Source organism: Isoptericola haloaureus, assembly GCF_036689775.1.
Lineage (GTDB): Bacteria > Actinomycetota > Actinomycetes > Actinomycetales > Cellulomonadaceae > Isoptericola > Isoptericola haloaureus.
In genome coordinates this window covers 92,358-106,889 of sequence record NZ_JBAGLP010000117.1, presented here as the reverse complement: position 1 = coordinate 106,889, position 14,532 = coordinate 92,358, and the positions used below count along the sequence as shown (strand labels likewise).

The 14,532-nt window shown below is 72.8% G+C and carries 14 protein-coding genes and 6 tRNA genes; 6 read left to right on the top strand and 14 right to left on the bottom strand.

Annotated features, from left to right (window positions below):
- Positions 1-148: 148 nt before the first annotated feature.
- Both V5O49_RS08695 and V5O49_RS08690 read right to left on the bottom strand, forming a co-directional pair.
- Positions 149-646: a hypothetical protein gene (locus tag V5O49_RS08695; protein WP_332901872.1), complete on the bottom strand. Its 498-nt coding sequence runs from the start codon at positions 644-646 to the stop codon at positions 149-151.
- 56 nt (positions 647-702) lie between these two features.
- On the bottom strand, positions 703-1,461 hold the full coding sequence (locus tag V5O49_RS08690; protein ID WP_332901871.1) for a dihydrofolate reductase family protein: 759 nt from the start codon (positions 1,459-1,461) through the stop codon (positions 703-705).
- Positions 1,462-1,499: 38 nt separating this feature from the next.
- Here V5O49_RS08690 and zapE point away from each other — a divergent pair, with 38 nt between their 5' ends.
- Positions 1,500-2,561 carry a cell division protein ZapE gene (gene zapE, locus V5O49_RS08685; protein ID WP_332901870.1) on the top strand — a complete coding sequence of 354 codons (1,062 nt, stop codon included), beginning with the start codon at positions 1,500-1,502 and terminating at the stop codon, positions 2,559-2,561.
- A gap of 19 nt (positions 2,562-2,580) precedes the next feature.
- On the opposite strand, the gene V5O49_RS08680 is transcribed toward zapE, so the two are convergent.
- Together V5O49_RS08680 and V5O49_RS08675 are read right to left on the bottom strand one after the other, a co-directional pair.
- The gene (locus tag V5O49_RS08680; protein WP_332901869.1) at positions 2,581-3,432 is read right to left on the bottom strand and encodes a PPK2 family polyphosphate kinase; all 852 of its coding nucleotides are present in this window, start codon (positions 3,430-3,432) and stop codon (positions 2,581-2,583) included.
- Positions 3,429-5,090, bottom strand: a complete 1,662-nt coding sequence (locus V5O49_RS08675) for an alpha-amylase family protein (protein WP_332901868.1) — start codon at positions 5,088-5,090, stop codon at positions 3,429-3,431. Before V5O49_RS08675 ends, V5O49_RS08680 begins: the two co-directional genes overlap by 4 nt.
- A gap of 195 nt (positions 5,091-5,285) precedes the next feature.
- On the opposite strand from V5O49_RS08675, the gene V5O49_RS08670 reads away from it, so the two are divergent.
- Positions 5,286-5,519 carry a hypothetical protein gene (locus V5O49_RS08670; RefSeq protein WP_332901867.1) on the top strand — a complete coding sequence of 78 codons (234 nt, stop codon included), beginning with the start codon at positions 5,286-5,288 and terminating at the stop codon, positions 5,517-5,519.
- A 24-nt stretch (positions 5,520-5,543) separates the two neighbouring features.
- Here the strand turns inward: V5O49_RS08670 and V5O49_RS08665 are convergent, their stop codons facing one another.
- The 9 genes from V5O49_RS08665 to V5O49_RS08625 form a co-directional block, all read right to left on the bottom strand.
- Entirely contained in the window at positions 5,544-5,834 is a 291-nt protein-coding gene (locus V5O49_RS08665; RefSeq protein ID WP_278234570.1) for a hypothetical protein, read from the bottom strand.
- 166 nt (positions 5,835-6,000) lie between these two features.
- A tRNA-Val gene (locus tag V5O49_RS08660) sits at positions 6,001-6,075 on the bottom strand.
- A 1-nt stretch (position 6,076) separates the two neighbouring features.
- Positions 6,077-6,152 (bottom strand) — tRNA-Gly (locus V5O49_RS08655).
- A gap of 125 nt (positions 6,153-6,277) precedes the next feature.
- Positions 6,278-6,997 carry a flavodoxin family protein gene (locus V5O49_RS08650; protein WP_405001162.1) on the bottom strand — a complete coding sequence of 240 codons (720 nt, stop codon included), beginning with the start codon at positions 6,995-6,997 and terminating at the stop codon, positions 6,278-6,280.
- Between the two features lie 34 nt (positions 6,998-7,031).
- Positions 7,032-7,322, bottom strand: a complete 291-nt coding sequence (locus V5O49_RS08645; RefSeq protein WP_332901865.1) for a DUF2277 family protein — start codon at positions 7,320-7,322, stop codon at positions 7,032-7,034.
- A 63-nt stretch (positions 7,323-7,385) separates the two neighbouring features.
- Positions 7,386-8,885, bottom strand: a complete 1,500-nt coding sequence (locus tag V5O49_RS08640; RefSeq protein WP_332901864.1) for an MFS transporter — start codon at positions 8,883-8,885, stop codon at positions 7,386-7,388.
- Between the two features lie 150 nt (positions 8,886-9,035).
- Positions 9,036-9,110 (bottom strand) — tRNA-Val (locus V5O49_RS08635).
- A 1-nt stretch (position 9,111) separates the two neighbouring features.
- A tRNA-Cys gene (locus tag V5O49_RS08630) sits at positions 9,112-9,182 on the bottom strand.
- Positions 9,183-9,239: 57 nt separating this feature from the next.
- Positions 9,240-9,312 (bottom strand) — tRNA-Gly (locus V5O49_RS08625).
- 64 nt (positions 9,313-9,376) lie between these two features.
- Between V5O49_RS08625 and V5O49_RS08620 the strand changes: the two genes are divergently transcribed.
- The 4 genes from V5O49_RS08620 to V5O49_RS08605 all read left to right on the top strand — a co-directional run bounded on the left by V5O49_RS08620 (position 9,377) and on the right by V5O49_RS08605 (position 12,228).
- Positions 9,377-10,552, top strand: coding sequence for a chorismate-binding protein (locus tag V5O49_RS08620; protein ID WP_405001158.1), 1,176 nt, complete (start codon positions 9,377-9,379; stop codon positions 10,550-10,552).
- 30 nt (positions 10,553-10,582) lie between these two features.
- Positions 10,583-11,194, top strand: coding sequence for a dihydrofolate reductase family protein (locus V5O49_RS08615; RefSeq protein WP_332901862.1), 612 nt, complete (start codon positions 10,583-10,585; stop codon positions 11,192-11,194).
- A gap of 5 nt (positions 11,195-11,199) precedes the next feature.
- On the top strand, positions 11,200-12,066 hold the full coding sequence (locus tag V5O49_RS08610; protein ID WP_332901861.1) for an aminotransferase class IV: 867 nt from the start codon (positions 11,200-11,202) through the stop codon (positions 12,064-12,066).
- Positions 12,067-12,156: 90 nt separating this feature from the next.
- Positions 12,157-12,228 (top strand) — tRNA-Val (locus V5O49_RS08605).
- Positions 12,229-12,635: 407 nt separating this feature from the next.
- On the opposite strand, the gene V5O49_RS08600 is transcribed toward V5O49_RS08605, so the two are convergent.
- Positions 12,636-14,456 (bottom strand): alkyl sulfatase dimerization domain-containing protein, encoded by a 1,821-nt coding sequence (locus V5O49_RS08600; protein WP_332901860.1) that lies wholly within the window; start codon positions 14,454-14,456, stop codon positions 12,636-12,638.
- Between the last annotated feature and the right edge of the window lie 76 nt (positions 14,457-14,532).

Below are 14,532 nucleotides of genomic sequence, written 5' to 3'. Positions count from 1 at the left end.
GGTGCCGGTGCCGGGTCGGTGCCCGTCGGCGCCGCGACCCACCTGGCCGGCGTCGTGACCCCTTTCCGGTTGTGGGCATGATTTCTGCAGCTCCCGACCCCTACGGGGCTGCAGAAATCATGCCCACAACGGGGGCGGCGGCGGAGGGTCAGCCGAGCTCGCTGGTGCCGGCGTACAGGTGCAGCACGGGCACCTGGAGCACGTCGCGGGCCCGCGAGGCCCAGTCGGTGTGGAACGTGTCCTCGACGGCGTGCGGGTAGGTCACCACGACCACCTCGTTGCCGCCGTCGGCCACCGCGTGCTGCAGCGTGGGCAGCGGGTCGTCCTCGGTCACCTCGCCGGAGGCGGTCACCCCGCGGTCGCGGAGCAGCTCGACGGACTCGGTGACCTGCTCGGCGGCGGTCGCCGTCGCCTGCTCGGGGGTGGGCTCGCGGCCGACGATGTCGTCCCACGCCTCGCGCAGCTCGAGCATGCCGAGGTGGTCCAGGACGGAGGACACCACCTTGTGCTCGGTGTCGGCGGGGACCAGCACCCGGTAGGCGACGTCGACGTCCGGGTCGGTGTGCAGGGCGGTGATGTGGTCGACGTCGGCGGAGGTCAGCGCGTCCTCGGTGAGGACGACGACGGTCCAGGCATCTGCAGACATGGCAGCAACCTACGGCACCGTCGCCGCGGGTGCCCGGGCGGCGCCCCGCGCGTCGGTCACACCAGCTCCCACCGGGCCAGCAGCGTGCCCGCCGGGCCGGCGAGCAGGTGGCCCAGGCGCAGGTCGTGCCCGCTCCCGAGCTCGTGCCCGGCCAGGCCGGCGACGATCCGGCCCGCCCCGGGACCGGCCAGCCGAGGCGACGTCGTCACGCACAGCTCGTCGACCAGACCCGCGGCGAGCACGTCGCCGAGCAGCCCCGGACCGCCCTCGCACAGCACCTGGCCCAGGCCCCGGGCGGCGAGGGCGTCGCGCGCCGCGCGCAGGTCGACGCCGTCGGCGGTGCCGTCGGGGCAGACGAGCACGCGGTCGTCGCCGACGGCGGCACCGGCCTCGAGCGCGCCCGCGGACCCGGTCACCACGAGCGGCGGGTGGGGGCCGTCGAGCGTCGACCACGGCACGCGGCCGGACCGCGTGACGATCGCGAGCTCCAGCGGGGCCCCGGTCAGGTGCTCCAGGCCGTGCGGCCGCGTCAGGTGCGAGTAGCCCTCCTGGCGCGCGGTCCCGGCGCCCACCAGGACGACGTCGGCCAGCGCACGCAGGACGCGGAAGACACGCCAGTCCGCGGCGTCGTTGATCGAGGCCGACTGCCCGTCGGGGCCCCAGGCCGCCCCGTCGACGGTGGAGATCATGTTCACCCGGACCCACGGGTCCTCCGGCAGCGCGTAGAGCCCCGCGAGGGTGCGCTCGGCGGGGTCCGGGGGGATCTCGTCGGAGTGGGGGAGCAGCCGGGAGAGCGTCGGCGTGTCGGAACTCACAGCGTTCAGGGTACGGGCGCCGCATAGGCTGGTGGGTCGTGACAGCCGTGCAGTCCTCGGACGCGACCACCACCGGATCGCTGGTGGCGGTGCGTCCCGCCTTCTCCGTCGACCGCCTGCTCGCCGACCTGGTCCCGCCGCGGCACTTCGCCGACGCGCGGTTCGCCACCTACCGCGCGAACCCCGACCACCCCAGCCAGGCCACCACGCTCGCGCGCCTGCAGGAGGTGGCCGAGGAGATCGCCCGCCCGGCCCCCGGCGGCCTGCGCGCCTGGTTCGGCCGGCGTCGTCCCGCACCCGCGGTCTACATGGACGGCGGGTTCGGCGTCGGCAAGACCCACCTGCTGACGTCGTTGGCCCACGCGGTGCGGGAGGAGCTCGGTGCGGACGCGGTCGCCTACGGCACGTTCGTGGAGTACACGAACCTGGTCGGCGCGCTCGGGTTCCTGCCGACGGTGGACGCCCTGTCGACCAAGAAGCTCGTCTGCATCGACGAGTTCGAGCTCGACGACCCCGGTGACACGGTGCTGATGTCGCGCCTGCTGCGCGAGCTCGCCGACCGCGGCGTCGCCCTGGCCGCCACGTCCAACACGCTGCCGGACGCGCTCGGCGAGGGACGGTTCGCCGCGGAGGACTTCCTGCGCGAGATCCAGGCGCTGTCCGAACGGTTCGAGGTGCTGCGGGTCGACGGCGAGGACTACCGGCACCGCACCGTGCTCACCGACGCCCCGCCCCTGGCGCCCCGGGCCGTCCGCACCGCGGCCACGGAGCGGCCCGGTGCCGTGCTCGACGACTTCGAGGACCTGCTGGCCCACCTGGCGACCGTGCACCCGAGCCGGTACGGCGCGCTGCTCGACGGCGTCGAGCTCGTCGGGCTGACCGGCGTGCGACCGGTGACCCGTCAGGAGGTCGCGCTGCGGCTGGTCGTGCTGGTCGACCGGCTCTACGACCGCGACGTGCCGGTCCTGCTCGCCGGCGCGGACCCGCGGGCGCTGTTCGGCGACGAGATGCTGCGCGGCGGCTACCGCAAGAAGTACTACCGGGCGTTGTCCCGGCTGGGCGCGCTGGCCGAGGACGGCCGGGCGCTCCTGGACGCCTGACCGGGCCCCGGGGGGACCGTCAGCGGCCGGTGAGCAGCCGACGCTGGCGCTGCACGTCGAAGTCGGCCGCCGGCCAGCCGAGGTCGAGACCGCGCAGTTCGTGCCGCAGCAGCTCGCCCACCGCGAGTCGGGAGAACCACTTGCGGTCCGCGGGCACGACGTACCACGGGGCGACGTCGGTGCTCGTGCGGTCCAGCATGTCCTGGTAGGCCGCCTGGTACTCGTCCCACTGCTCGCGGGCGCGCAGGTCGGACGGGTCGTACTTCCAGTGCTTGTCCGGCCGGTCCAGGCGGGACACCAGCCGCTCGAGCTGTTCCTCGGGGGAGATGGCCAGGACCACCTTGACGATCGCCGTGCCGGCGTCGGCGATCTCCGCCTCGAAGTCGTTGATCTCGTCGTAGTGCGCCTGCCAGGTGGCGGGTGGCTCGAGCGCGTCGACGCGCACGACCAGCACCTGCTCGTAGTGCGACCGGTCGAAGACCCCGAGCAGCCCGGCGTCGGGCAGGGCGTTGCGGATCCGCCACAGGTACCCGCGGGCCTGCTCCTCGGGGGTGGGGCGTCCGAACCCGCGGCACCGCACGCCCTGCGGGTCGACCATGCCGACCACGTGGCGCACGATCCCGCCCTTGCCGGAGGTGTCCATCCCCTGCAGGACCAGCAGGACGTTGCGCACGCCGCCGGTCCGGCCGTGGGCGAAGAGGCGTTCCTGCAGGTCGGACAGCTCCGCGCCGTGCTCGGCGAGCAGCCTCTTCCCGGCGCGCTTGCCCCCGTGGTAGCCCGGCGTGGCGCGCGGGTCGACCGCGTCGAGGCGGTCGCCGGGACGCCAGCGCAGGGTCCGGGTCGGGTGCTCGGTCCAGGGGCTCTTCGTCATGAGGGCTCCGTGCTCGGGGTGCGCAGGTCGGCGGCGACCGGGCGTGCGTCGGCGCGGAGCACGACGACGGAGCGTCGGGGTGCCCGCAGCGCGCCGGCCACCAGGTGGGTGTCGTCCTCGTCCCAGGCGGCCGCCACGCGCCAGTCGCCGATCGGGGGCAGGAGCCGGCCGGACAGGTCGACGTGGTGCACGGCGGGGTCGGCGAGCAGGACGACGGCGGTGCCGCCGCGGCGTACCGTGAGCACGCCGTCGTAGGCGGTGACGTCCAGGGGCCGGGCGAAGTCGGCCAGGGCGGCCGGGCGCAGCTCGAGCAGCCGGCGGGTCCATCCGGTCAGGCGACGCGCCTCGGGGGTGTCCCGGTGGACCGGGACCCGTTCGGTGTCCAGCACCGCGGGGCTGCCGGCCAGGAGGACGAAGGCGAGCAGTGCGGCGTGGTCCCCGGCGGACATGGTCTGCGGTGTGCCGTCGGTCCGCGACCAGGGTGCCGCCCGGGTCGCGGCGGGCAGCCGTGCCAGGTCGCCGACGAACCCGCCGCTGCGCTGCGTGGCCCGCAGCGCCCGTCGCAGTCCGACCGGGAGCCGGGCGGGCGTCCCGGTCTCCTCGGCGAGGCGCTGCAGGTCACCGGCCCGTCCGTCGACGCCGTCGGTCAGGAGCCGGTGCACGATGGTGGTGAGCCGGTCGCTGAGCCCGGGACCGTCGGTGAGCAGGGTGCGCGGACGTCCGGTCCGGACGGCGACGTCCTGCACCGCCTCGCCCAGCTCGCCGAGGAACGGCACGCTGGACCGGTCCACCAGCACCTCGACGTCCAGCAGCAGCCCGTCGACGTGGAAGTCGCGCAGCCAGCGTCGGGCGTCGGCGATGAACAGGTCGCGGGGTCCACGGCTGCCGGAGCCGTCGAGGTTGATCCGCGGGGCGTCGGCACCACCGTCGGCGACGCCCCGCGCCCTGATGCGAGCCCCTGCCGAGTACGGGCCGAAGTGGTGCAGGCGCAGCGGGTCGGCCACGGCCCAGCGGTGGGGGAGCGTGAGCACGACGGCGAGGCCGGCGCGGTGGGCCGTGTCCACGAAGCGCTGCAGCGCGCGGGAGCCGCCGTACGGCTCGTGGACGGCGAAGAGGCGCACCCCGGCCTGGGGCCCCGCGGCCGGGTCGAAGGCCGCCACCGGGGACAGCTCGACCCCGTCGACACCGAGCGCGGCGACGGCGGGCAGCAGCCGGGCGGCCGCGTCGAGGGTCCCCTCGGCGGTCACGGTGGGGATCTCGAGGTGCAGCAGGGCGCCCTGGGCGAGGTCGGTGCCGGCCCAGTGGTCGTCGTGCCAGCCGAAGGTCTCGTCGAGGATCCGCCCCGGGCCGTGCACGCCCGCGGGCAGCGACGCGGCGGCCGGGTCGGTCAGCGCGGGGCCGCCGTCGACGGAGAAGGAGTACGCGGTCCCGTGGGGGAACCGGTCGTCGGCCCGCCAGTAGCCGGGCTCGTGCGCGCCGACGAGACGCATCGGGCGCCGAGCGGTCGCGCCGTCGTCGTCGGGCAGGACGACCTCGACCGTGTGGGCGCGGGGCGCCCAGACCAGCGGGCGGGGGCCTGGCCAGGGTTCGTGGAAGCGCTCGCTCGGCGCCGGTGTGGCGCGGGAGCGCTCGGCGTCGAGTCGATCTCCGGCGGTCACGTCCTCACCCTACGTGCGGGTCGCCCGGACGGCGGTCGCCCGGGGCACCGGGAGCCCTGGCGTGTCGCGGTGCGGCGCGGTGTCGTGCGGCGCGGTGTGACGTGGGGGTGTCGACCTCGTGTCGGGTCGGTTCCTGGTCAAGAAATAGTGTGCCACGCGCGGGCGAAGACACCGTCCGGCTGGTACATCTGGATTATGAGCAAGGACACACGGGAGGCCGACTCCGACCGAGTTCGGGTCCTCCTCGACGAGTCGATCGCCTCCCAGGCGCGGATCGCGCCCCGACAGCGGTCGGCCACGGACGAGCACGGAGATCCCCGCATCGGCGGTGACGCCACCAAGGCGCCGCTGTCGCTGTCGCAGAGCGAGCGGCGCCCGATGGAGGGCGCCTCGAGCGGTCACAGCTGGGACGACCCCGACGAGCTCTGAGCCCCGCCGCCGGCCGCGGGCCGGTCAGCGGGGGAGACGGTCGGTGCCCACGGCGATGAGGCGGGGCATGCCGGCCGGCGCGACCTCGCTCAGCGCGAGGTACCGGGCCTCGGCCCGGTGCAGACGGATGTGCTCGTCGAGCGACCACTGCGGGCCGTTGCGCAGCACCATGCCGCACGAGCAGTCGATCTCGACGGTGCCGTCGTCCCCCAGCCGCGCGCGCCCCACGGTGACGTGAGACGCCCGTGCCCGGGTCTTGGCCCGGTGCATCGTCGCGGAGACGGCGGGCGGGCTGTCGGCGCTGGGGTCGTTCACGGCAGCGAGCCTACCGGGCGCCGCCCGCGTGCCGGCAGGTCGGTCCCGACGGTGCGCCAGGACGTCGGCACGGGCAACATCGCGGTCCACCTCGAGGAGCAGGGGAGGCCGCGTGAGACGACGAACGGCCCCTGTGCTGCTGAGGCAGTACAGGGGCCGTTCGTGGTGGTGGGCGATACTGGGATCGAACCAGTGACCTCTTCCGTGTCAGGGAAGCGCGCTCCCGCTGCGCCAATCGCCCGTGGAGCGAACGACGAGACTCGAACTCGCGACATCCACCTTGGCAAGGTGGTGCTCTACCAACTGAGCTACGTTCGCACGGCCGGAGATCCAGGGGCGCTGCCCCCGTGTCCCGGTGCCTGAGGAACATTACTGGACCGCGGGTCCCAGGTCCAATTCGTCGGGTGTGACCTGGACCTCTGCCGGGGACGGCGGGTCCGGCGTCATCGGTACTCCGGGTTCGGGTGGTCGAACCGGGCGCCGGCGTCCCAGGCGCTGCGCTGGTTGCCGTACGCGGGGAACCCGCCGGCGGCCCGGAGCATCGCGGCCAGGTGCATCAGGTTCCACGTCATGAACGTGGTGTTGCGCTGCGTGAACTCGTTCTGGGGGCCACCCGATCCCTCGTCCAGGTAGGACGGGCCCGGCCCGGCCTCCCCGACCCACCCCGCGTCGGCCTGCGGCGGGATGGTGTAGCCGAGATGCTGCAGGGAGTACAGGACGTTCATCGCCACGTGCTTGGCGCCGTCCTCGTTCCCGGTGATCACGACGCCCGCGGTGCGGCCGTAGTACAGGTACTGTCCGGCGTCGTTCAGTCGTCCCGACAGCGAGTACAGCCGCTCGACGACGCGGGTGCAGACGCTGGACTTGTCGCCCAGCCAGATCGGCGTCCCCAGGACGAGGATGTCCGCGGCGAGGATCCGTCCGGCCAGCGCCGGCCAGTCGTCGCGGCGCCAGCCGTGCTCGGTCATGTCCGGTTGCACCCCGGGGGCGAGGTCGTGGTCGACGGCGCGGATCTCGTCCACCGTCACGCCGTGCTTGCGCATGATCGCGGCGCTGACGTCCAGGAGGCCCTGGGTGTTCGAGACCTCCGGGGACGGCTTGAGGGTGCAGTTGACGAAGACGGCACGCAGCGGAGAGAAGTCGTGCTCCGGCTCGTTCACGATCACTCCTGGATGTCGATCGCGCCGGACCCGGGCGTCATGCCGTGCGGGGCGTGCCGTCGCGGGCGGCGAGGCGCGCCTGCACCTCGGGCCGGCGCAAGGGGGGAACCGTGGCCGGCGGCTGTCGGCGGGCCGGCAGCTCGAGCAGCAGCCTGGTGACGATCGCCGCGATCTCGGCCGAGGCGGCCTCGCACGGTTCACGGGACGCGGGAGCGGCGTCGGCGGCGACGCCGGTCACCTTGCGGACGAACTGGGCGGCGGCGGCCTCGACCTCCTCGGCCGTGGCGGGCGGTTCGAGGCCACGCAGGGTGGTGATGTTGCGGCACATACCGGCGACGCTACGCCGCGGCCGCAGGACACGCAGCGCTCCGGGTGCCGGCGCCCGGACCGTTCAGGACTCCTCGGGCCGCGGGATGGTGTGCAGCGGAGCGGCGGCCGCGATCGCGACCTCCACCCCGTCCGGTGCGTGCCGCTCCCGGTATCCGCGCACCAGGTACACGAGCAGGATCCCGGTCGCGGAGACGATCGCCAGGGCGACGGCGGCACCCTGGAAGCCGGCGATCTGCGCCTCGGCCGCGGACGCGCCCGCGGCCTGTCGGTTCTCGGGGATGCCGGCGTACAGCGCGGCGACGACCGCGGTCATGATCGCCGGCCCCACGTACCGGGCCATGTTCGACAGCCCCGAGGCACCGCCGACCTCGGAGGGGTCGACCGACCCGGTGGCGACCGAGGAGCACGGGTTGTTCGACAGGCACAGGCCCAGGGCCACCACGACGATCGGGGCGAGGAATGCCAGATAGCCCCAGGAGGTGCTCGCCAGCGCGAGCACGGCGAACCCCGCGGTCATGACGACGAACCCGGCGCCCACGACGGCGAGCACGCCGAACCGGTGCGTGAGCCACGGTACCGCCGGGGTCAGGGCGACCATCCCGACCGTCGCCGGGAGCGTCGCCAGCCCCGCCTGGAGGGGGTCCATCCCGAGCAGGGTCGGGTCCTGGAAGAACAGGCTCAGCACGAACATCATGGAGTTGATCGCGGCGGCGCCGATGAGGATGCCGAGCGTCGCCCCGACCAGCCGTCGGTTGCGGAACAGGCGGAGGTCGAGCAGCGGGGCGGCCACCCGGTTCTCGACGGCGACGAAGCCGACGGTGGAGGCGACCGACACCGCGAAGCAGAGCAGCGTGGGGATCGCGAGCCATCCCCAGGTCGCACCCTGGGTGACGCCGAGGATGAGCGGGGCGAGCGCGAGCGCGATGAGCGCGGTCCCGGCCCAGTCGATCGACCGGCTGCGCGTCGGGTCGAAGGACTCGGCCACGGAGCGCACGGTGACGGGCACCAGCACGACGGCGATGGCCGCGTCGAGCCAGAACAGCCCCTGCCAGCCCACCGTGTTCACGAGCGCCCCGCCGAGCAGCGGGCCCGCTGCGGCGCCGACCGCCGAGGCGGAGCCCCAGTAGGACACGGCACGCAGCTGGGCGGTGCCCGGGGGAGAGGCGATGGAGAGGATGCTGAGCCCGCCGGCGACCAGCGTGGCACCGGCCGCGCCCTGGATGCAGCGCCCGACGATGACGGCCCACCCGCCGGGTGCGAGGGCGATGAGGACGCACGAGGCGATGAACAGCAGCAGACCGCCGACGAACACCTTGCGCCGGCCGAAGACGTCCCCGAGGCTGCCCGACGTGACGATGGTGGCCGCGCCGACCAGGAGATAGCCCGTCACGGCCCACTGCAGGGTCTCGGTGGACATGCCCACGTCGTCGCTGATCGCCGGGAGCAGGATCGCCACGGCCGAGGTGTTCGCGTTGACGATGAGCGTGGAGACGGTGGCGGCCGCCATGACGCCGCCCGGCGTCCGGGCGTCGCGGCGAGCGGGACGATCGGTCTCAGCCATGGGCCCTCCAGGTCGGTGCGCTGGCAACGTAGCACCGGGGCCGGGCACTCGCGTGGCGTCGTCGCGCGCAAGGGTCGGAGGGCGGCGCACGGGCGGGGGAGGGACGACGAACGGCCCCGGTCCTGTCGTCAGGACCGGGGCCGTTCGTGGTGGTGGGCGATACTGGGATCGAACCAGTGACCTCTTCCGTGTCAGGGAAGCGCGCTACCGCTGCGCCAATCGCCCGAGGTGGGTACGGGATTCGAACCCGTGTATACGGCTTTGCAGGCCGCTGCCTCGCCTCTCGGCCAACCCACCTTGAGACTTGTGCTCACCGGCTCGCTCGTCGCCGAGGTCGCAGGGAGTGGGCCTCCGAGCGGATGACGAGACTCGAACTCGCGACATCCACCTTGGCAAGGTGGTGCTCTACCAACTGAGCTACATCCGCACGACCGGACAGGGGCTGGCCCCCGCGTTCCGGCGCGAGGAAAACACTAGTGGACAGTGCACGAATGGTCCAATCGCCTCGCAGCGCGTCCCTGGCATACCGTGCAGCCGTGCGTGCACCCACCTCCTGGGCCTCCTTCGCAGGCCGCCTGGCGACCGACGTCGTCGAGTGCGTCGATCTCACCGAGGCGCCCGAGCGGCTCGCCGAGCCCGGGCCGTGGTTCGTCGTCGTCGACTTCGAGGCCTTCGGTCGCTCCGGGCGGGCGCGCGCCTGGCGGTTCGCCCACGTGACCGACGGCAAGCCCCCGGCGTGCGACGACGGCGCGGCGGACGGCTGGCGAGGCCCGGCGGCCGGGGACTGGACGACGTCGATGTCCCAGGAGCGGTACGAGGCTGCGGTGGATGCGGTCCGGCAGCACATCCGCGACGGCAGTGTCTACCAGGTCAACGTGTGCCGGGTGCTGAGCGCGCCCCTGCCCGCGGACGACCCGCGCACGCCCGCCGGGGAGCCGGACGCGACTGCGCTGTCCGCACGGCTGGCCGCCGGCAACCCCGCGCCGTACGCGGCCGCCGTCCACGTCCCCGGCGGTCTCGGCGTCGACCCCGTGTGGGTCGTGTCGGCCTCACCCGAGCTCTACCTCTCCCTGCAGAACGACGGGCTCGCCTCCGGACCGATCAAGGGCACCGCGCCCACCGCCGCGGGCCTGACCGGCAAGGACCGCGCCGAGAACGTCATGATCACCGACCTCGTGCGCAACGACCTGCAACGGGTGTGCCGACCCGGCACAGTCGCGGTCACCGAGCTGCTCGGCGTCGAGGAGCACCCCGGCCTCGTGCACCTGGTCTCCCGCGTCGAGGGTGCCCTGGCCCCGGGCGTCGCGTCCGCCGCGGACCGGTGGGCCCGGGTGCTGCGCGCCACCTTCCCGCCCGGCTCGGTCTCCGGGGCTCCCAAGTCGTCGGCCCTGTCGGTCATCGACGACCTCGAGCCCACGCCGCGCGGACCCTACTGCGGCGCCGTCGGCTGGGTCGACGGGGACCGGGCCGAGCTCGCCGTGGGGATCCGCACCTTCTGGTGGGAGCGCCACGGGGCCGACGACGGCGTGCTGCGGTTCGGCACCGGCGCCGGCATCACGTGGGGTTCGGACCCGCGCGCCGAGTGGCGCGAGACCGAGCTGAAGGCCTCCCGGCTGGTCGGCCTCGCCTCGCACGGGGGAGGGGACGACCCCGCCGCCGACCGATGAGTCCGTGGCGCCGCCGTCGTCGGTACCGGCATGACGACCGTGACCTGCGACCTGTCCGTGTCCCTGGACGGCTTCGCCGCCGGCCCGCACCAGACGCGCGAGCGCCCCTTCGGTGACGTGATCGGCACCGGCGAGGTGCTGCACTCGTGGCTGCTCGATCACGCCGAGGACCACCCGCGGGAGGTCGCCGGCATCCTGGAGGCCGACGCCTACGTCATGGGCCGCGGCATGTTCTCCCCGGACACCGGGCCCTGGGACCTCGCGTGGCGCGGCTGGTGGGGTGACGAGCCGCCGTACCGGGCACCGGTGTTCGTGCTCACCCACCATCCGCGCGAGCGGTTGGAGATGGCCGGCGGCACCACCTTCCACTTCGTGACGACCGGTGCGCAGGACGCGCTGCGCCGGGCCGTCGCGGCGGCCGGCGACGGCGACGTCTCGATCGCCGGGGGAGTCTCGACGGTCAACACCTACCTCGCTGCCGGGGCGATCGACGAGCTGCGCCTGCACGTCGCGCCCGTCGTGCTGGACATCGCCGGTGCGACACGGCTGTTCGACGGTGTCGGCCGGCTGGACCTCGACGCTGTCTCGGTACGGCACGCAGGGGAGGTGACGCATCTGGTGTACCGGCGTCGGGCAGACTGAGCACCATGAGTCTCGTGATCTGGGCCGAAGGTCGGTTGGTCGGAGCTGGGGAGGCCGTGCTGAGCGCGGTCGACCACGGCATCACGGTGGGTGACGGCGTCTTCGAGACGTGCACCGTGTTCGACGGGCAGGTGTTCGCGCTGACGCGGCACCTGGAGCGGCTGCGCCGCTCGGCGACCGGCCTCGGGCTGGAGGCGCCCGACGAGCAGAAGGTGCGCGAGGGCGTGGCTGCGGTGCTCGCCGAGGCGGTGCGCCTCGACGGTCCGTTTGACGGCCGGCTGCGTATCACCGTCACGGCCGGGATCGGCCCGCTCGGCTCCATGCGGGTCCCCGGCGCGCAGAGCGTCGTCGTCGCCGTCCAGGACTCGGTGATGATGCCGGAGTCGCGCTCGGCCCGGTCGCCGTGGCCGCGTAACGAGCGGTCGCCCATCGCCGGGCTGAAGACGACGTCGTACGCCGAGAACGTCGTGGCGCTCGCGGACGCGAAGGCCAAGGGCGGCGACGAGTCGATCCTGCCCAACACGGTGGGCGAGCTCTGCGAGGGCACGGGATCGAACATCTTCGTCGAGCGTGGCGGCGAGCTCCTCACGCCGACCCTGTCCACGGGGTGCCTGGCCGGGATCACCCGGGCGCTCGTGCTCGAGTGGGGCACCGAAGCCGGGCTGCCGGTGCGGGAGGCGGAGGAGGGCGAGCTGCCGTTCGCCGTGCTGGACGAGGTGACGACCGGGCAGGTCGGGCTCGCACTGACCTCCTCGGGGCGCAACGTCCAGCCCATCACCTGGCTCGACGGCGTCGACGTCGCCCCGGGTGAGATCACGCTCGCCGTGCGGGAGGTCTTCGAGAAGAACTGCCGGGAGCGCCTCGACCCGTGACCTGGGGCGTCGTTGCGTGGGTGTGGGCCACGCCGCACCGATCCGGTTTGGAGCAACCCCGGATCTGTGGCTAGTATCGACCACGCACTCGGGCGATTGGCGCAGTGGTAGCGCGCTTCGTTCACACCGAAGAGGTCACTGGTTCGAACCCAGTATCGCCCACCGAGAAAGGCCCTCTGAGCAGCGGAAACGCGGAGTCGGAGGGCCTTTCGCGTTGCTTGGGAAGTCCCGTGGAGCGGCGCTGGGCATCTACGGCCTGCGACGGTGGACTCCGACTGGTGCGTCGTGTCGACACCCGAAGCTGCTGCGCCGACTCGCCTCGGGGGTGGGGTCAGGCGCGGGGCGAGTCCTTCCACTAGTGCCTCAAGGCACCACATGGTGTCACCTCTCCGTGCAGCAGTCCCAATATGGTGCCTGGCCGTGCTTGGAGCCGGGCGTTGCCTGAGGAGATGAGCACTGCACCGCTGCCCGTGTCCAGCAGCGGGTCTCGCCGTAGGACGCCCACCACCCACACCCCATGACCCGCCGCGCGGCCGGCCGGGATCCGCGCATGCTGCGTGGGGGCCGTGTCAGTCGTTCGGCAGCACGAGGTCGATCTTGTTCGGCTCGAACGTGTCGAGCAGATGGAGGAACTCCGCCACCGCAGCCTCGGACCCCGCCACCGTGTGCTCCGGCGCCTTCCCGGTGGCGAACATCTGCAGCATCGCGGCCTTGGTCGCTCTGACGGTGGCGTCCGGTGCGTCCGGGGCGGTGTCGTGGAAGACCGCCACCTGGTTGCGGACGTGGTACGTCGCCTTCTCACCGGTGTCGGTCACGTCGAGGCCGATCACGATCTCCTTGCCGGTGGCGCGCTCGGCATTCAGGCGGACCCGGAAGGTATCGAGGATCTTGGTGGTCGGCAGGGCCGCGACGATGACGGGGTCGGCGAAGTTCCACGGAGCCGACCGGTCCAGGGTCCCGTCGAGCTCGCCGGCAGCCGACAGGGCGAGGGTGCGCCAGTAGATGTTGGTCTGCAGGTAGCCCCACTGGCGCAGAGCCTCGGCCTTGACGTCCCTGGCCTCCTTGTCGTCCGGGTTCTCGCGGGTCACGTGGGTGAGGAGCTCCGCGGACCATCCGAACTCCTCGTCCGCCACGGCTTGACGAGCCAGGGCGAGCACCTGGTCGCGTCCGCCCATCGCGGCGACGTACTTGCGGGAGAGCTCGAAGAAACCCGGTCGGGCCAGCTCGGTGGCGTCGCCCTGGAACCAGCCGATCAGACCGGCGTAGATGTTGCGCACCGAGTGCGCGACCGAACCGTAGAACTCCATGAGCCACGGGTCCTGGGCGAACTGGTGGGGTAGGACGACGGCCTCGGCCAGCTGGTCGAGCTTGTACCCGCGGTTGATGTGGTGGACGGTCTGGTCGTGGACGTACTGGATGGCGTCACGGTAGTTGGTGACCCGTTCCACGATGAAGTCGTTGCCGACCCAGGCGCGCATGTGCGAGCCCGAGTAGCTGTCGGCCTTGCGAGCGTACGGCAGGAGCCGATCGATGCCCTTGTACCACAGCGTGGGGTTGCGGTAGCCGGTTCCTCGCAGCGTGTACAGGTTGGGGAAGGTCTCACCCTGGATCGTCTCGGAGCCGTGCACGTGGCGGTGCTCGGGGAGGTAGAGGCAGATCTCGTCGGTGCCGGCATCGCCGTAGGCGCCGAAGACCACCATCGACTCACCGGCCACGGTGACCTCGAGAGGCTCGAACTCGTCGACGAGCACGTTCGGCATGAACAGCGACAGAGGGCCGGTCCGGAAGTCAGGACCGAGCCCGATGGTGATCCATCCGTCCTCGCCAGGGCCGAGGTAGGGGCCGCTGTAGGCGGTGCGCTGGGTCAGGATGGGGCCGACGACACCGGTGTCCTCGACGAGATTGGGCACGAAGTTCTCCGAGGCGATGATCTTGACCTCGCCCGAGTCGACCTGCTCCTGGGTCACCCCCCAGCCTGCCGCTCCGAAGGCGTGGTCCGGGTGCCGATGGGTGTAGACGACGCCCTTGACCGGCAGGTCCGAGAACTGCGCGAAGACCTCGCGGGTCGCCGCAGCGCGGTCGTCGTTCTCTCCTGGGTCCACGATGGTCAGACCGTCGTCACCGACGACGATCAGTGTTGAGCACAGCTGGAAACCGGACGCGTGGTAGAGCCTGCCCTCGACGAGCTCGAAGATCGTCGGCGGCATCTGGCGAGCCCATGCCGTCTGCGCGGCCGCCACCTTCGGGGACTCGGTCGTGAACGCTAGGTTGCCGTCCACGTCCTGCCACACCACCTTGGCCAGGTGGCTCAGTACGTCGGGGTTGGTGAAGACGGTGGGATCGTCGCTGCGAACCGTGACGGTCGACCCCGACGCCAGCTTGTCGGCCATGGCATGTGACCCTTTCTTCCCGACGGCCGGCCTCCGTTCAGCGGTTCGGGGCCGGGAGCTGTGACCGCCTCACACG